The sequence below is a fragment of the Micromonospora sp. NPDC023956 genome, assembly GCF_040639195.1.
GTDB lineage: Bacteria > Actinomycetota > Actinomycetes > Mycobacteriales > Micromonosporaceae > Micromonospora.
Genome location: NZ_JBEZZN010000001.1, coordinates 98,643 through 116,914, shown reverse-complemented (window position 1 = coordinate 116,914; position 18,272 = coordinate 98,643). Strand labels below are relative to the sequence as shown.

At 75.2% G+C, this 18,272-nt stretch carries 10 protein-coding genes; 8 read left to right on the top strand and 2 right to left on the bottom strand.

The annotated features are described in order from the left end of the window. From AB0F58_RS00400 to AB0F58_RS00365, 8 genes are all read left to right on the top strand, one after another. Entirely contained in the window at nucleotides 1-732 is a 732-nt protein-coding gene (locus tag AB0F58_RS00400; protein ID WP_357135778.1) for a DUF6875 domain-containing protein, read from the top strand. Beyond that, nucleotides 732-4,091 (top strand): amino acid adenylation domain-containing protein, encoded by a 3,360-nt coding sequence (locus AB0F58_RS00395; protein ID WP_357135776.1) that lies wholly within the window; start codon nucleotides 732-734, stop codon nucleotides 4,089-4,091. Before AB0F58_RS00400 ends, AB0F58_RS00395 begins: the two co-directional genes overlap by 1 nt. Beyond that, the gene (locus AB0F58_RS00390) at nucleotides 4,088-8,578 is read left to right on the top strand and encodes an amino acid adenylation domain-containing protein (RefSeq protein WP_357135774.1); all 4,491 of its coding nucleotides are present in this window, start codon (nucleotides 4,088-4,090) and stop codon (nucleotides 8,576-8,578) included. The genes AB0F58_RS00395 and AB0F58_RS00390 overlap by 4 nt, the downstream gene beginning before the upstream one ends. Next, nucleotides 8,571-9,965: an MFS transporter gene (locus tag AB0F58_RS00385; RefSeq protein WP_357135772.1), complete on the top strand. Its 1,395-nt coding sequence runs from the start codon at nucleotides 8,571-8,573 to the stop codon at nucleotides 9,963-9,965. The genes AB0F58_RS00390 and AB0F58_RS00385 overlap by 8 nt, the downstream gene beginning before the upstream one ends. A gap of 47 nt (nucleotides 9,966-10,012) precedes the next feature. Continuing rightward, nucleotides 10,013-11,068 (top strand): methyltransferase, encoded by a 1,056-nt coding sequence (locus AB0F58_RS00380; protein ID WP_357135769.1) that lies wholly within the window; start codon nucleotides 10,013-10,015, stop codon nucleotides 11,066-11,068. Further along, nucleotides 11,068-13,368, top strand: a complete 2,301-nt coding sequence (locus AB0F58_RS00375) for a lantibiotic dehydratase (protein ID WP_357135766.1) — start codon at nucleotides 11,068-11,070, stop codon at nucleotides 13,366-13,368. Before AB0F58_RS00380 ends, AB0F58_RS00375 begins: the two co-directional genes overlap by 1 nt. 271 nt (nucleotides 13,369-13,639) lie before the next feature. Next, the gene (locus tag AB0F58_RS00370) at nucleotides 13,640-14,263 is read left to right on the top strand and encodes a response regulator transcription factor (protein ID WP_357135763.1); all 624 of its coding nucleotides are present in this window, start codon (nucleotides 13,640-13,642) and stop codon (nucleotides 14,261-14,263) included. A gap of 23 nt (nucleotides 14,264-14,286) precedes the next feature. Then, nucleotides 14,287-14,862 (top strand): response regulator transcription factor, encoded by a 576-nt coding sequence (locus AB0F58_RS00365; RefSeq protein ID WP_357135760.1) that lies wholly within the window; start codon nucleotides 14,287-14,289, stop codon nucleotides 14,860-14,862. A 117-nt stretch (nucleotides 14,863-14,979) separates the two neighbouring features. Here AB0F58_RS00365 and AB0F58_RS00360 read toward each other — a convergent pair whose 3' ends face one another. Both AB0F58_RS00360 and AB0F58_RS00355 read right to left on the bottom strand, forming a co-directional pair. Then, nucleotides 14,980-17,886 carry an AAA family ATPase gene (locus AB0F58_RS00360; RefSeq protein WP_357135757.1) on the bottom strand — a complete coding sequence of 969 codons (2,907 nt, stop codon included), beginning with the start codon at nucleotides 17,884-17,886 and terminating at the stop codon, nucleotides 14,980-14,982. 105 nt (nucleotides 17,887-17,991) lie between these two features. Next, nucleotides 17,992-18,213, bottom strand: coding sequence for a hypothetical protein (locus tag AB0F58_RS00355; RefSeq protein WP_357135755.1), 222 nt, complete (start codon nucleotides 18,211-18,213; stop codon nucleotides 17,992-17,994). Nucleotides 18,214-18,272 lie beyond the last annotated feature (59 nt).

Sequence of the window (18,272 nt, the reverse complement as noted above, 5' to 3'; positions counted from 1 at the left end):
GTGCTGACCCACTCCCTCCTGCCCGGACAGATCCTGTTCACCGCGGCGGACCTGTCCGCCGAACCGCCGCACCCGCTGCTCGACGGGGCGCTCGACCAGCTGCGGGCGGTCGTCGCCTGGACCCGCGAGTACCTCTGCGAGCCGCACCCGGAGCTGGGCCGCAAGGGACCGGTCTGTCCCTACGCCCAGGGCTCGCTGGACCGGGACACCTTCTACCTGGCCGTGCACCGGGGCGACTCCGTCGACCCGGCCGAGCTGGACACCGTGCTCGCCGGGTACCGGGACTGGTTCGCCGGTCTGGAGCCGCTGGCCGGACCGGCCGCCCAGTTCAAGACGATCCTGCTCACCCTGCCCGACCTGCCGGCCGACGTGGCCCGCGAGACGGTGGACCGTACCCAGGAACGGCTCAAGCCGGCGTACACCGACCAGGGGCTGATGCTCGGCGAGTTCCACGACGGGCCGCCGGCCAAGGGCGGCCTGTGGAACACCGAGTTCCGGCCGCTGCACAGCCCGGTGCCGATGCTGGTGGTCCGGCACATGGTCGCCAGCGACCTGCCGTTCCTGGTCGACGATCCGGTGACCTGTGCGGCGTACCTGCGGTACTTCGCGCACAGCGCTCCCGGCGCGCTGCGCCAGCAGATCGCCGCGGCGGCGGCCCGGCACGGCCTCGTCGTGCCCGACGCCGCTGCCGGCACGCCGGTCCTGCGCCGGCTGTCGAGCCAGGAGGTGTGATGAGCACGGCCGACTCCGCCGCAGCGGCCGGGGACAAGCGGGCCCGGCTCGCCCGGCTGCTGGCCGAACGGGCCCGCGCACCCCGCCGGCACCCGGCCTCCTTCGGGCAGCGTCGGCTGTGGTTCCTGGACCGCCTCACCGGCGCCGACCCGGTCTACAACATCCCGGTGGCGTTCCGGGTACACGGTCCGCTCGACGTCGACGCGCTGCGGACCGCCCTGGCCGCGATCGTGGCCCGGCACGGGGCGCTGCGGACCACCTTCGCCGAGTCCGGCGGGGAGCCGGTACAGGTGGTGCACCCGACCGGGGTACCGGACCTGACCGTGGTCGACCTGACCGGACTGCCGGCGCCGCAGCGGGACGCCGAGGCCACCCGGCTGGTCTGGGAACAGGCGCGGCAGCCGTTCGACCTGGCCACCGGTCCGCTGCTGCGGGTGGTGGTGGTCCGGACCGACGTCGACCGGCACCACCTGTCGTTCTGCCTGCACCACATCGTCTCCGACGCGTGGTCACTGGGGGTGCTGTTCCGGGAGTTGGACACCGGGTACGCCGCCGCGCTGGCCGGCGCGGCGGCCCGGCTGCCCGAGCTGCCCACCCAATACGCGGACTTCGCCGTCTGGCAGCGGGAGCGGCTGGCCGGGGACACCCTGCGCGGGCAGCTCGACCACTGGCTGGCCCACCTGCGCGGAGCCCCGGCCCTGCTCTCCCTGCCCACCGACCGGCCCCGCCCGACGACCCGTTCCCAGCGGGGCGCGGCGCACTACCTCACCCTGTCGGCGACGGTCACCCGCCGGGTCGAGGAGTTCAGCCAGGCGGCCGGGGCCACCCTGTTCATGACCCTGCTCGCCGGGTACCAGGCGGTCCTGTCCCGGCACAGCGGGCAGGACGACATCGTCGTCGGCACCCCGGTCGCCGGGCGGGACCACCCCGACCTGGAGGGGCTGATCGGGTTCTTCGTCAACACCGTGGCCCTGCGGGTGTCGACGGCCGGGTCACCGTCGCTGCGGGAGCTGGTCGGACGGGTACGCGAGGTGACGCTCAACGGGCTCGGCAACGCCGAGCTGCCGTTCGAGAAGCTGGTCGAGGAGTTGCAGCCGGACCGCAGCCTGGCCCACGCACCGGTCTTCCAGGCCCAACTGGTCCTCCAGAACGCGCCGTACGACGGCTTCCGGCTGTCCGGCTGCACGACCACCTCCCTGGAGGTCGACAGCGGCTCGGCCAAGTTCGACCTGACCCTGGTGGGGGAGCGCACCGCCGACGGGGCGCTGCGGCTGGCGTTCGAGTACGACACCGCGCTGTTCGACGTCGCCACCGTGGAGCGGTTCGGCCGGCACCTGTGCACCCTGCTGGCGGCGGCGGTCGCCGACCCGGACCGTCCCCTGGACCGGATCCCGCTGCTCGCCGGTGCCGAACTGCGGCAGGTCGTGGTGGAGTGGAACGCCACCGACCGGCCGCTGCCCGAGGTCTCCTCGGTGCTGGATCTGCTGCCCACCGGTCCGGGCGCGCCCGGCTCCGCGCCGGCGGTCACCGGCCCGGACGGCCGGCTCGACCGGGCCGAACTGCACCGCCGGGCCGGGCGGATCGCCGGCCGGCTGCTCGCCGCCGGGGTCGGCCCGGACACGCCGGTCGGCATCTGCCTGGACCGGGGAGTCGCGATGGTGGCCGCGGTGCTCGGCGTGTGGCGCGCCGGGGCCGGCTATCTCCCGCTCGACCCCGCCCTGCCGGCGGAACGGCTGCGTCTCATGCTCGCCGACTCCGGCACCCGCGTGGTGCTGACCAGCCGCGCGGTCGCCGACCGGCTGGCCGGGGTGCTGGCCGATGCCCCGACCGTCCTGCTCCTCGACGCCGACGCCGGGACCAGCGCCGTCGACGGTGCGGCCGGCGGTGACGGCGGAACGGACCGCACCGGCTCGGACGAGCCGGGGCCGGTGGTCGTCCCGCATCCGGACGCGCTGGCGTACCTGCTCTACACCTCCGGCTCGACCGGCCGCCCGAAGGGCGTGGCCGTCCCGCACCGGGCCGTGCTCAACCTGCTCACCTCCTTCCGCGCCGACCTCGACCTCGGACCGGGTGACCTGCTCGCGGCGGTCACCACGCTGTCGTTCGACATCTCCGTGGTGGAGCTGCTCCTGCCGCTGATGTGCGACGTCCCGCTGGTGGTGGTCGGCGCGGACGAGACGGCGGACGGGCCGGCCCTGCGCCGCCGGTTGGTCGAGAGCGGCACGACCGTGCTCCAGGCCACCCCGGCCACCTGGCGGCTCCTGCTGGCCGCCGGTGGGGTGCCGCCGTCGGTGCGGCTCCGGCTCACCGGCGGGGAGGCACTGCCCCGGGACCTCGCCGACGCGCTGCTCGCCGACGGTGCGTCCCTGTGGAACTGCTACGGACCGACCGAGACGACGGTCTACTCGTCCGCCGGCCCGGTGCCGCCCGCCCCGGCCGCCGTCACCATCGGCGGGCCGATCGCCAACACCCGGCTGCACCTGCTCGACGAGGCGTTCCAGCCGGTGCCGGTGGGCGTGGTCGGCGAACTGTACGTCGGCGGGACCGGGGTGGCCCGGGGCTACCACGGCCGGCCCGGCCTGACCGCCGACCGGTTCGTGCCCGACCCGTTCGCCGACCGGCCCGGTGCCCGGCTCTACGCCACCGGCGACCTGGCCCGCCGTCGGCCCGACGGTCAGGTGGAGTACCTCGGCCGCGCCGACCACCAGGTCAAGGTGCGCGGGTTCCGGATCGAGCCGGGCGAGATCGAGACGCTGCTGCGGGCGCAGGCGGAGGTCGCCGACGCCGTGGTCACCGCCTGGACCGGCGGGGACGGCGACGTCCGGCTGGTCGCGTACGCGGTGCCGGCCGCCGGTACCGACCCGGACGCCCTCTGGGAGCGGGTCCGGCCCGCGCTGGCCCGCCGGCTGCCCGAGTACATGGTGCCGGCGGCCCTGGTGCCGCTGACCGCCCTGCCGCTCAACGACAACGGCAAGGTCGACCGGAAGGCGTTACCGGCTCCCCGGTGGACCGACCCCACCGCCGTCCCGGTCGCCCCCCGCGACCCGGTGGAGCACCTGGTCGCCGGGATCTGGCAGGAGGTGCTGCGGGTCGACGCGGTCGGCGTGCACGACGACTTCTTCCGCCTCGGCGGGCACTCGCTGCTCGGGGTGCGGGCACTGGGCCGGATCGGGGCGGCGGTGGACATGGAGGTGCCGATCCCGCTGCTCTTCGCGGCCCCCACGGTCGCCGCGATGGCCGACGCGCTCCGCGCCGCCGAGCCGTCGCCCGGCCACGTCGACGCCGTCGCGGCCTTCCGGCAGGAGATGGCCGGCCTCTCCGACGAGGAACTGCGGGCACTGGTGGAGGGACCGGAATGACCGACCGGGAACGGCTGATCCGGGAGCTGATGGCCCGCCGGGGGCTGGGCGCGGCGACCCGGCCGGCGGGGGTCCCGCGTCGGGCCCCGGGCACCCCCGTGCCGCTGTCGCCGACGCAGGAGGGGATGTGGTTCCTCGACCGGCTCCAGCCGGGCAGCCCGGCCTACGTGATGAGCCACGCCGTCCGGCTCACCGGGCCGCTGGAGCCGACCGCGGTGCAGGCCGCGCTGGACGACCTGGTCACCGCGCACGAGGCGTTGCGGACCCGGTTCGTGGACCGGGACGGACGCGTCGAGCAGGACGTGCTTCCCGCCGACCATCCGGGCGCGCGGTGCGTGCTGGTGGTCGAGGACCTGACGGGCGGGTCCGCCGCCGAGCGTGCGGCGGCGGTCGCCGACGCCGTCCGGCGGGAGACCGAGACCCCCTTCGACCTCGGCCGGGCACCCCTGCTCCGGGTCCGGCTGGGCCGGTTGGCGCCCGACGAACACCTGTTGGTGGTCAGCCTGCACCACATCGTCGCCGACGAGCGGTCCGTCGACATCGTCCTGACCGGTCTGCTCGACGGCCACCACCGGCACCGGACCGGCACCGGCGCGGCGCCCGCCCCGGTCGCCCAGTTCCCCGACCACGTCCTCTGGCAGCGCGAGCGGCTGGCCGGCGGCGGCGCGGACCGCGCCCGCGAGTTCTGGACCAGCCGCCTCGACGGCTGCTCCGGTCTGCTCGACCTGCCCACCGACCGGCCCCGCCCGGCCACCCAGACCGTCGCCGGACGCACCCACGGTTTCACCGTCGCGGCCGACCTGACCGCCGCCCTCGACGCGCTGGGCCGGCGTACCGGCTGCACCCGCTTCATGGTGCTGCTCGCCGGGCTCCAGGTGCTGCTGGCCCGCCTCGGCGGCACCGACGACGTCTGCGTCGGTTCTCCGGTGACGCTGCGCGCCGACGCGGCCCAGCAGGACATCGTCGGCCTGCTGGTCAACACCCTGCCGCTGCGCACCGACCTGTCCGGCGACCCGACGCTGGCCGAGGTGGTGAGCCGGGTCCGGGCCACCTGCGTGGCGTCGCTGGCCCACGCCGAACTGCCGTTCGAGCGGATCGTCGAGACCGCCCGGCTGCCCCGCGACCTCAGCCGCAACCCGCTGTACCAGGTGATGCTGGTGGTCAACCAGGACGGTCCGGAGGGCCCGCGCGGCGACCTGACCGTCCGGCCGGTCCCGGTGGTCCGGGAGACCTCCCGGCTGGACCTGACCGTGGCGGTGCGCGCCGCCGGCACCGGCCTGGCCGGCCTGGTCGACTACAACACCGACCTGTTCGACGAGGTGACCGTCGCGCGCTTCGTCGACCGGTTCACCGCCGTGCTGTGGGCGCTGGCCACCGAACCGCAGCGCCGACTCGCTGACCTCGACCTGACCGGCCCCGCCGAACGACGGGACCTGGCCCGGTGGAACGCCACCGACCGGGCGTACCCGACCGGGGCCGGCCTGCACGAGCTGGTCCGGGCCCGCGCGGCCGTCGACCCGGACGCGCCCGCGCTGCTGGACGTCAGCCCGGACGCCCCGGTGCGGACCCCGCTGACCTACGGCCGGCTGGTCGCGGACGCCGACCGGCTCGCCGATCGGCTGCGCGGGCTCGGCGTCCGGCCGGACCAGCCGGTCGGGCTGGCCCTGCCGGCGGGAGCCGCCGCGCTGACCGGGATCCTGGCGATCCTCACCGCCGGTGGCGGCTACCTGCCGCTGGACCCGGCCCACCCGCCGGCCCGGCTGCGGGCCCTGCTCACCGCCGCCGGCAGCACGGTCTGCCTCACCGCCGCCGACCTCGCCCGGACGCTGGCCGCCCCGCCGGACCCCGCCGATCCCGACGACCGGCCGTACGCCGGCACGCTGCTCGTCGTCGACCCCGACGGTCGGCCGACCGACCCGGGCGACGACAGCGCGCCGGTCGACTCGACGCCCGCGCCGGTCCACCCCGACCAGCTCGCCTACGTCATCCACACCTCCGGCTCCACCGGTACGCCGAAGGGCGTGATGGTCGGCCACCGCACCGCCGTCAACCTCGCCCTGGCCTTCGCCGACCTGCACCGCATCGGTCCCGGTGACCGGCTGCTCATGCTGCCCCCGCTCAGCTTCGACGCCTCCGTCGGCGACCTCTTCCCGGCCCTGGCCAGCGGGGCGGCGCTGGTGGTGCACCGGCAGCCGGCGGCGATCACCGGCCCCGGCCTGGCCGAGTTGTGCCGTACCCACGGGATCACCCTGGTCGACACCGCCGCGCCGCTCTGGGCACGGTGGGTGGACGACCTGGCCGCCCGGTCCGGGCCGGTCGACGCCGGCCCGCTGCGCGCCACGATGGTCGGCGGGGAGGCCGTCGACCTGGACACCGTCCGCCGGTGGGCCCGGCTCACCGACGGTCGGGTCACCGTCTTCAACCACTACGGCCCGACCGAGGCGACCGTCTGCGCCACCACCCTCGCCACCGTCGACGGCGCGGAACTGCCCGGCCTGACCCGGCTGCCGATCGGCCGTCCGGTGCCGAACGTGCGGGTCCACGTCCTCGACGCCGCCCTGCGGCCGGTCCCGATCGGCCTGCCCGGCGAGGTGTACGTCGGCGGCACCGCGCCCGCCCGGGGGTACCTCGGCCGCCCCGCCGAGACCGCCGCCCGCTTCGTGCCCGACCCCTACGGCCCGCCCGGGACACGGCTCTACCGCACCGGCGACCTGGCCCGGCACCGTGCCGACGGGACGCTGGAGTTCCTCGGCCGCACCGACCGGCAGGTCAAGATCCGTGGGCACCGGATCGAGGTCGGCGAGGTGGAGGCGGCCTGCGCGGCCCTGCCCGGCGTCCGCCGGGCCGCCGTGCTGGTCGACCACCCGGTCACCGGTCCCCGGCTGGTCGCCTACCTGGTCGGCGACGCGGACGTACCGGACGGGCCGACCGCGCGGGCCGCGCTGCGGCGACGGATGCCGGAGCACCTCGTTCCGGCGGCCTTCGTGCGGGTGCCGGAGTTGCCCACCAACCGGCACGGCAAGCTGGACCTGGCCGCCCTGCCGGCCCCCGCCGACGCCCCCGACCGGCCCGCGCACGAGCCACCGGCCACCCCCACCGAGAAGACCCTCGCGGAGATCTGGGCCGACCTGCTCGGCACCGGGCCGGTAGGCCGGCGGGACAACTTCTTCGACCTGGGTGGACACTCGCTGCTCGCGGCCACCGTGGTGACCCGGATCCGCACCGCTCTCGGCGCGGACCTGCCGCTGCGGGCGCTCTTCTCCGCCGCCGACCTGGCCGGGCTCGCCGCCGTCCTCGACGGGGACGGTCCGGCCCCGGTCGACCACGGCGACCTGCTGCGCGCCGAGGCCCGCCGCGCCGACGACCTGTCCGTGCCGGCCGGCGCCGTTCCGGCGGTGCCGGAGCAGGTGCTGTTCACCGGGGCCACCGGTTTCCTCGGCGCGTACCTCCTGGCCGACTGGCTCAGCCACACCCGGGCCACCGCGCACTGCCTGGTCCGCGCGGCCACACCGGCCGCCGCCGTCGACCGGGTCCGCGCCAACCTGCACCGGTACGGCCTCTGGCGACCGGAGTACGCCGACCGGCTCGTCGGCGTCCCCGGGGACCTCGGCGCGCCCCGGCTCGGGCTGACCGGGCCGGCCTTCACCGAACTCGGTGAACGGATCGACGTCGTCGTGCACAACGGGGGCGTGGTCAACTTCGTGCAGCCGTACCCGATGCTGCGCCCGGCCAACGTTGACGGCACGTGTGAGGTGCTCCGGCTGGCCACCACCGCCCGCCCCAGCGCGGTGCACTTCGTCTCCACCCTCGGGGTCTTCGTCACCCCGTCGCGCACCGGCACCCTGGTCCGTGAGGGGGACGTGCCGGACGACTGCGCCGGCCTGTACGACGGCTACAACGCCAGCAAGTGGGTCGCCGACGCGCTGGTCCGTGCCGCCCGGGACCGGGGCCTGCCGGTCAGCGTGCACCGGCCCGCCCGGATCACCGGCGACGCCCGTACCGGGGTGGGCAACGTGGACGACTTCTTCAGCCGGCTGCTGAAGACCTGCGTGCAACTCGGTGCCGTACCGGACCTCGACGACCCCGCCGACCTCGCCCCGGTGGACTACGTGGGAGCCGGCATCGGACACCTCACCAGGACCGGATCCACCGGCGACCACCACTACTACAACAACCGCACCATCACCTACGCCGTTCTCGCCGAGGCCGTCACGGACTTCGGTCTGCCGGTGGACCTGGTGCCGTACCCGCGGTGGCGGGCGGCGCTGCTGGCCCGGCCGGACGCCGCCCTCGCCCGGTTCACTCCGCTGTTCGGCGAGGCCACCCCGGTACGCAGCCAACCGGACTTCGACTGCACCGGCACCGAGAACACGCTCGCGGCGGCCGGGGTCACCTGCCCGGCGGCCGACGCGCACCTGCTGCACACCTACCTGGCGGCGTTCGTCGCCGCCGGGTTCCTCGACCCGCCGGGGAGGACCCGTGGCTGACCGTACGCTGACCCACTACCGCTGGGTGGCCATCTGGCTCGGCCAGCTCGTCTCGCTGATCGGGTCGAGCCTGACCGCGTTCGTCCTCGGCGTCTGGGTCTACCAGCGCACCGGCTCGGTCACCCAGTTCTCGATGATCTTCCTGGCCGCCACCCTGCCGGCGGTGCTGGTCGCGCCGTTCGCCGGGGCCCTCGCGGACCGCCGGGACCGCCGCCGGTTGATGCTGGCCAGCGACACCCTCGCCGCGGTGGGCACCGCCGTGCTCGCCGCGCTGGTCGTGGCCGACGCGCTCGAGGTGTGGCACATCTACCTGGCGACGGTGCTCAGCGCCGGGGCGTCCACCGTGCACCAGGTCGCCTACCAGGCGATGACCCCGGCGCTGGTCGGCAAGCGGCACCTCGGCCGGTTCAACGGGTTGATGCAGGTCTCCCGGGCGGTGCAGATCGCCGCGCCGCTGGTCGCCGGGGTACTGGTGGTGACCATCGGGGTCGGCGGGGTGATGGTCGTGGACCTGGGCACCTTCGTCGTCGCGGCCGGCACGCTGCTGCTGGTCCGACTGCCCGCCGAGGTGACCCGCCCGGCCGGGAAGGGCGCCGCCGACGAGCCGGTGCTGCGCGGGGCCGCCGCCGGCTGGCACCACCTGCGGCAGCGTCCGGGCCTGCTCCGGCTGATGCTGGTCTTCGGTGGCTTCAACTTCCTCTTCGGCATCGCCGGGGTGCTCGTCCAGCCGCTGATCCTCTCGTTCTCCTCGCCGGACACCCTCGGCGTGCTGATGTTCGCCGGTGGGGCCGGGCTCTTCGCCGGCAGCCTGCTGATGGGCGCGTGGGGCGGCCCGGCCCGCCGGATCACCGCCGTGTGCGGTGGCCTCGCGATCGGCGGGGTGGCGCTGGTGCTGCACGCGGCGGCCCCGTCGGTGTGGCTGATCGGCGTGGTCGCCCCGCTGTTCCTGTTCACCCTGCCGATCGTGAACAGCTCCACCATGACGTTGATCCAGACCAAGACCGAGCCGGCCGTACTGGGTCGGGTGCTCGCCACCGCCCGGGTGATCGGCGACGCCAGCATCCCGTTCGCGTACGTGCTGGCCGGACCGATCGCCGACGGGGTCGAGCCGCTGCTGCGCGCGGACGGGGCGCTCGCCGGCTCGGTCGGCTCGGTGATCGGCACCGGCGACGGCCGGGGCGTCGCGCTGGTCTTCGCGGTCACCGGGGCGCTGATGGTGCTGCTGGCCGCGAGCGCGTGGGCGTGGCCGGCGCTGCGCCGGGTCGACGACCTGCCCGACGCGCTGCCCGACGATCCGGCGACGCCGCCGGACAGCGGGGCGGAGGCCGACAGCGCCACCGACGCCACCGAGTCGTCCGGCCCGTCCTCCGTGCCCGCCCACCGCTGACCCGTCCACCGACCGCCCCACCCCGATCTCCGAAGGAGCGCCCCGCCATGCCGGTGCCGTTGAGCCCGGACGAGGCCCACCTGTTCCTCGCCTCCGACGCCGCCCCCGCCGCGTACCTCGACCTGCTCGACGCGGTCTCCTTCCGCAGCGCCGCCGCCGGGCTGCGGCTCGGGGTGTTCGAGGCGTTGGCCGACGGCCCCCTGCCGGCCGACCGACTCGCCGACCACACCGGCACCGACCCGCTCGGACTGCGGATCCTGCTCGACGCGCTGGCCGGGTACGGCTACCTCACCCGCGCGGACGGGCGGTACGCCAACAGCGCCAACACGGCCCGCTGGCTGCTGCGCGACGCGCCGGGCAGCTTCGCCCCGGCGCTCTCCTTCTGGTCCACCGTGCTGACCGGCTGGTGGCAGGACCTGGAGTCGTCGATCCGCTCCGGCGGCCCGACCGGCGACTTCTACGCCTGGCTGGAGCGGCATCCGGAGGCCCTCGCCGACTTCCACACCATGCTGCGCGGCCTGGCCGACGCACTCGGCCCGGAGATCGTCGACCTGGTGCCGGTCCCCGCCGACGCCCGCAGCGTGCTGGACGTCGGCGGCGGGCACGCCGCGTACCCGGTCGCCCTGCTCACCGCCCACCCGCAGCTGCGGGCGACCGTGGTGGACCTCGACGGCGCGCTGGCCCAGGGGGCGCGGACGGTCGCCGACGCCGGCCTGACCGACCGGGTCACCCTGCGACCGGGCGACCTCTTCACCGCCGACCTCGGCACCGGTCACGACCTGGTGCTGCTCTTCAACATCGTGCACGGCTACCAGCGCGAGGCGGTGCTCACCCTGCTGCGCCGGGTCGCCGCCGCGCTGCGCACCGGCGGCCGGATCGTCCTGCTCGAACCCCTCGCCGAGGTGCCGGAGCGCCCGGCCGGACCGGGGGAGGCGTTCGTCCGGATGTTCAGCCTGAACCTCTTCCACACCCAGGGCGGCCGGGCGTACGCCTACCCCGAACTCGTCGCGCTGCTGGAGGAGGCGGGCTTCACCGACGTGGACCAGCACATGCTGACACGGTCCGACACCGACCACCTGGTGACCGCGGTGCTGGCCGGCTGATGTCCGAGCACCTGGTCCCGCTCGGCGACGGGTGGGGGCTGTGGCGCTGGTGCTGCGTCCGGGCCGCCGGCTTCCCCGTCGACCTGCTCGACGCCCTGGCCGACCCGGAACTGGCCGCCCTCGCCGACGCGGTGGACGCCGGCGCCGACGACCGCGCGTACCGCGCCCGGTTCCGGCACGCCGAGCGGGCCCTGGCCCGCGCGCTGCACACCGCCGCCGCCGATCCCCGGCTCCGGGAGGCGGTCGCCTGGCAGAACCCGACCGCCCTGGACACCGGCTTCGACACCCTGCTGCGCCGGAACCCGGAAACCGTGTCGCGCACCGGCCGGCACCGCAAGACCGAGGCCCTGGTCACCAGCTACCTGCACCGGTACGCGGCGAAGAACGACACGATCGGATTCTTCGGGCCGCTGCGCTGGGCCCGGATCGATCCGGCACAGCCGGAACCGGTGACCACCGCGCACGACGGCACCGCCGGGGACCGCACCCTCTACCTGGAGGGCTGGGCCGTCGCCGCGCTCGGCCGGGCCCTCGCCCCGGCGCTGCGGCCCTGGCTGGTGCCCCGGCTGCTGCCGCTGCTCGACGTCGACGGGGACAGTCTGCGGGTCCCGCTGGCCGATCCAATGCCGCTGGAACCGGTGCAGGCGGCCGTCCTGCGGGCGCTGCGACCGGGGCGTACCGCCCGGCAGGTCGTCGCGGCGGTCCGCGCCGACGCCGGAGCAGACCCGGACCGGGTGTGGGCGGCGCTGGACCGGCTGCACACCGACCGCCGGATCGAATGGACCCTGGAGGCGGCCCCCGACGACCTGCACGCCGCCGCCACCCTGCGGGCCGTCGTCGCCGCCGTCGACGACCCGGCGGTACGCGCACCCGCGCTGGCCGCGCTGGACCGGCTCACCTCGGCGGCGGCGACCGTGGCGGCGGCCCGGGACGACGCGACGGCGGTCCGTGACGCCCTCGCCGGCCTCGGCGCGACCTTCACGGACCTGACCGGTGCGGCGCCGGTCCGCGAGGCCGGTCAGCTCTACGCCGGCCGCACCCTGGTCTTCGAGGAGTGCCGGCGGCCGGACTCGATCCGGCTCGGCCGGGCGGCCCTGGACACCCTCGCCGGTCCGCTCACTCTCCTGCTGGACAGCGCCCGCTGGTACACGGCGGCCGGCGCGGCGCTCTACCGGCGGGCGCTGCGTACCCTGCACGACCAGCTCGCGGCCCGGCGGCCGGGCGTACCGGTGCCGTTGGCCGACCTGTGGCTCGCCGCCCGGAGCGTGTTGATCGACGACCCGGGGCCGGTGGTCCGCCCGTTGACCCGCGCCCTGCACCACCGGTGGGAACGGCTGCTCGCGGTCGGGGAGGGTGACCGGCGGGTGCGGCGCGGCGTTGCCGACCTGCGCGCCGCCGCAGCCGCCGCGTTCCCCGCCGGCCCGCCCGGCTGGGCCACCGCCGTCCAGCACAGCCCGGACCTGATGATCGCCGCCCCCGACCTGGCCGCGATCGCCGCCGGTGACGTCGACTGGGTCCTCGGCGAACTGCATCCGGGGTACCACACGATGCGCTACGCCAGCTGGGTCGACTGCCACCCGGACCCGGCCGCGTTGGCCGGGGCGATGGCTGCCGACCTGCCCGGCCCGGTGGTCCGGCTCGGCGCGACCGGCAGCCAGGGCGGCAGCGCCACCCGCTTCTCGCCCCGGCTGCTCGCCCCCGGCCACCGGCGGTTGGTCTTCGCCCCGGACACCTGCGGCCACGACCCCGATCACGACCTGGTGGTGGGCGGCTGCGACGTGGTCGACACCGGCGGCCGGCTGCTGGTCCGCCGCCGCTCCGACGGCGACTGCCACGACCTGATGGAGGTCTTCGCGGACCTGGTCGCCGCGAACCTGATGCCGCACTTCCGGCTGCTCTCCCCGGCACCGCACCGACCCCGGGTGACCATCGACCGACTGGTGGTCAGCCGGGAGTCGTGGACGGTCCCGGCCACCGGTGTGGACTTCGCGGCCGACCCGGACGAGGCCCGTCGCTTCCTGCGGGTGCGGTCCTGGGCGCGAGGGCTCGGCCTGCCCCGGCACGTCTTCCTCCGCTGCACCGGGGAACGGAAGCCGGTGCACGTCGACCTGGCCAGTCTGGCGTCGGTGGAGGTGCTCTGCCGCGCGGTCCGCCGGGCCCGACGCACCGACGGAACCGCCGCCGAGATCACCGTGACCGAGATGCTGCCGGACCCCGGGCAGCTCTGGTTCGCCGACCGGGACGGCCGTCGGTACAGCTCGGAGTTGCGCCTCGTCGCGGCCCCCACGACGCCGGCCTGACCCGGCACGGGCGGCGGCCCGGGGTGTGCCCCGGGCTGCCGCCCGGCCGTGCCCCGGGCTGCCCGGCCCGCTGGGTGCGGGTCCGTCCCCCACATTCTCCGCACCTGCGCTGCCGCCACGGCCCGTCCGCGTCCACGGGTGGGTGGCGTGCGGGCATCGGCGCGGCTCAGGGCGCTCGGCGGAATGTGCGGAGCACCGCCCGATGCGGTCGGTCGCGCTGCCGACGACGCTGGATCCACCAACAGCGATACGAGGTCGGGTGGTAAGGGCCATGGGTAATCCTGTGTATGTGAGCGTCCTCGCTCCGGATCCGGTCCTGGCGGCCGGGGCGACGGCCGCGTTGCGTGAAGGTCCGGGTCTGGCTCTGGCGCCCCGGGACGCCCCGGCCGACGTGGCGGTGGTGCTTGTCGACCGGGTGGATCCGCTGGCCCTGGACGCGGTCCGTCGGGTGCGGGACACCGGCGGACGGTCGGAGGTGGTACTCGTGGCGAGCGACTTCACGCAGGCCCAGGCGCTGCACGCCATCGCCGCCGGAGCCCGGGGGCTGGTCCGCCGACGTGAGGCGGGGTCGGCCCGTCTCGCCCGGACCGTCCTCGCGGTCGCCGAGGGCGACTGCTCCGTGCCGCCGGACATGCTGGCCCTGCTGCTCGAACCGGATCCCGGCCGCCCGCCCGCCCCGGCGGTGGACGGGTCGTCCGACGGCGTCGGCCTCGACGAACGGGAACGGGCTGTGCTGCACCTGGTGGCCGAGGGCCGCGAGACCGGCGAGATCGCCCGGGAGTTGAGTTACTCGATCCGTACGGTGTCCGGCGTGGTGCACGACATCACCCGCCGGTTCCGGCTGCGCAACCGTGCGCACGCCGTCGCGTACGCGCTCCGGGCGGGGCTGCTGTGAGCGGCTCGGGGGACCGGCTGAGGGTGGCAGTGCTGGCCGATGACCCGGGTACGGGCAGGGAACTGCTGGCGGCGCTGTGCGCCAGCCCGGGGGTCGCTGCGCAGGTGGTGGACGGCCCGGTAGAGGTCCTGGTCACCGCCGCCGCGACGGTCGACAGGGCCCTGGCGCTGTGCCGACGCCATGACGCAGGTCCACCGGGTCGCACGGTGCTGCTGGTGGCCGACGTGTTCGACCCGGTGGCGGTGCGCGCTGCCGTCAACGCCGGGGTGCGGACCATGTTGCGGCGGTCCGACGCGAGCCCGAGGCAGTTGGTCGCGGCGATCGAGGCGGCACGGCACGGCGAGACGCGGTTGCCGTCGGAGGCCGTCGTCCGGCTGTTGGGCGCGCAGGCCGATCCGTCGGTGTCGGCGCTGTTGACCGCCCGGCAGATCGACGTGTTGGCGTTGATGGCGGAGGGGCACGGCAACGCCGCCATCGCCCGGAGGCTGCGCTGCTCGGAGCACACCGTCAAGAACGCCGGTTACGAGCTGATGGCCCGGCTGCAGGCCCGTAACCGGGCCCAGGCGGTGGCCCGCGCGGTACGCACCGGTCTGGTGTGAGCCGGTGCCGCGAGGACCCGACCGCTCCGGCGGTCGGGTGGGACCGCGCCGGACGGCCCGGCCCCGGTCGGTGGGGGCGCGTCCGGGTCCACGCCGAGAGGCGGTGCCGACCGCCGCTCAGCCCTGGTAGCCCCGGGACGCGAACTCGCCGAGAGCGAGCCGGTTCGGGAGCCCGGTCTTGATGATCAGGTTGGAGACGTGCCGTTCCACGGTCCGTGGCGACAGGTGGAGCCGGCCGGCGATCTCCCGGTTACTGAGCCGCTCGACGAGCAGTCGCAGCACCTCGAACTCCCGAACCGTGACACCGGCAGCGCGCAGTGTCCCGGGCACCTGGTGGGAACCCGTCCGGCGTTGCGGCACCCGGACGCCGGCGGCGCGGAGCAGGGTGCGACAGGCGCCCGCCACGGCGGTCACGTCGGTACGGTGGAAGTGCTCCTCGGCGGTGCGTAGCCAGTCGACCGGGTCACCCCACCCGTCCGCCAGGGCGGCCTCCGCGCACAACCGCAGGCCCAGGTGCCGGCCCATCGGATACGGCTGTCCCACCCGGACCGCCTCGTCGACGGCGGCACAGGCCCGCTCGGCGTCCCCGGCCCGCCCGGCCCGTACGGCTAGGGCGAAGAGGGCGAACTGGCGGTCCCAGCCGAACGCGCTCAACGGCACCTGGTCAGCCGGCCCTGCCCCGGGTGGCCGCGCGCACAGCGCCGTGAGCAGCAGATGCAGCCCGTCCCGCCCGGCGAGCAGGAAGGTGGTCGGGTTCCGGTCCGCGGCCGCGAGTGCCCGGGACATCTCCTCCACGGCCCGGGGCCGGTTCTCCTCGAGCAGTGCGCAGAAGGCGCGGGCAAGCCCGTGGATGCGTGGACCGTTCCGGGACTGATCGCCGTGCGCGTCGGCGAGTTCGTCCAGCGTGGCCTCCATGTCCTTGCGCTGGCCACGGTGGGCGTGCAGGACCGCGCGCAGCAGCAGGACGTACTCGGCGGTTTCCAGCAGGCGGAGCCGACTGGTGGCGGTCCACACGTCGTCGATGAGGGCCTGCGCCCGGTCGAACTCGTGCCGGAGGATGGCCTGGAGGGCGATGCTCGCCTCGGCCTGATAGCGGGCGGTGACCGCGCCGATCCGGGTGGCCTGCGTCCTGGCCTGTTCGAGCCGCTCCGTGTTGGCGTCGCGCAGCGCGTCGTCGTTGCCCAGGCGCACCAGCGCATGGATGTCCCAGATCGGCAGGTCGTGTTCCGCCGCGATGACCCGGCTGCGCTCGAGGCACGCGGTGGCGTCATCCGGGTCCCGTTGCCGGACCAGCGCCCCCAGCAGCTGCCAGGCCTGGCAGGCGACCACCGGCAGGGGGACCTCCTCGGCCACGGCTGCCGCCTGCCGGGCCATCGCCTCCACGTGGTCGAGACGGTCGGCGCCCGGCCGGTCCAACTCGAGGTGGGCGGCCACCACGTCGACGCTCGCGACGTCCTCGGGACGCGGGTCCGGGCCGAGTAGCGCGCGCGCCGCCCCGACCCGGGCGAGTCCCTCCGCGGACTGGCCGGCCAACATCGCGGCCCAGGCCAGCCGGGTGTGCAGGCGGGCGAGTCGTCGGTGGTCGAGGACCCCGGCCACCTGTTCGACGGTTTCCACGAAAGCCAGCGCCCGGTCGATCCGGCCGGCTTCGGCCAGTGCGTAGATCAGCGGTTCCAACGCGTCCGCGCGGATCCCCGGCTCGTCGTCGGTGAGCAGTTCCCAGGCCCGTTCCAGCAGGGCGACGGCCGAACCGGCGGCCCCCTCGGCCAGGCAACGCCGCCCCGCCTCGGCGAAGAGCCTTCCCGCGGTGACGGGTTCACCTGCGGCCAGTCGCAACGTGGCGGCGACCTGGCACCACTCGCCCGGCAGGCCGGAATGCACCTCGGTCACCGCATCGGCCGTCCGACGGGCCAGTCGCGTCCGCTCGGTGGGCTCCAGCAGGCTGGTCAACGCCTCCTGCATGAGCGGGTGCTGGAACCGGTACCAGTCCGGCATCTGTTCGTCCGCGACCACCAGCTGAGCCGCCAGGGGGCCCTGGAGGTGGCTGAGCAGTTCGCGGTCGGACATCCCGGTGACCGCCTGCGCCACGGTGAGCGGGAACCGGCAGCCGAGCAGGGCACCTGCCATGATCAGCTCTCGGGCGCGGTCGGAGAGCTGCTCGATCCGGCGCCGCACGCTGCGGACGAACGTGTCCGGCCGGCTGGTCAGGGCGTCCGCGCAGATCCGCCACCCGGTGGAAGTCTCGACCAGGACGGCCGTGTCGCACATGCCGGCCAGCAGATCCTCCACCAGGAACGGGTTGCCGGTGCTGCCCGCCCACACCAGGTCGGTGGCGGCGTCCGGCACGTCCTGCGGACGTACGGCGAGATAGGAGGCGATCATCCGATGCACCTGTGGCCGGTTCAACCGGTCCAGTTCGAGCAGCACACAATGCCCACGTTGGGCCATCGACCGCACCAGGTCGAGCGCCGGACAGGGATCGCGCCGTAGGGTTCCGAGCAGCAACGCCGGCAGGTCGGACATGTTGTCGACCAGGTACTCGATCACCCCCAGGGTCTCCGGGTCGGCGTCGTGCAGGTCCTCCAGCGTCAGCAGGCATCCCGCCTCCCTGCCGGCCAACGCCATCAGGCGGAGCACGGCCTCGGCGAGGATCACCAGCGAGGCGTCGCCGTTTTCGGTGGAGGCGGGGCGCAGGTCCGGCACCAGACGGCCCAGGACCGGTCGGTACGGACCCAGCGCATCGATGTCGACGGGATCGCCGGCCCGTAGCAGTGACAGGACCGCCTCGGTCAGCGGTCGGTACGGCACCAGTGGCCCGGTCGTGCTGCTACGTCCCCGCATCAGGCGCATGCCGGAGCCGTAGCCGGCGTCGGCGGCCGCCGCGGCGAGCCGCGACTTGCCGATGCCGCCTTCGCCGACGAGGAATATGGCACTGCCACGGCCCGTTCGAGCAGCCAGAAGTCCTGACCTGACGACCCGCTGCTCGTTGTCGCGGCCCACGATGGTCGATGAACGTAGCCCCACAGCTAAACGCTAGTGTCGCGTCACGCGGCGTGTCCTCGGCCAGGTGGCCAGCGTTGGGCGGGGCCCGGTCACCATCGGGCCCCGTCCGTCACCGCTTCCTCGCGGTCACGCCTCCTCCGGTGGGCAGCAGGTCGACCCGGTCTCGATGAGCACCCGCACGGAGTCGTCGGTCAGCCCCTGTGCCGGTACGCCGTGCGCGGTCGCCACGACCAGGCCGGCGAGCACGGCGGCGCGCAGCCCGAAGGGGACGCCGGTACGGCCGTTCGGGCGTCGACCCGGCGAGTCGACCGCGTCGTCCCGGCTGCTGGGTGAGTCTTCGACGAACATCGGACTTCCTCCTGACGTGACGGGGCATGGCTGACATGACGGTCGGGGTTCATCAGGTG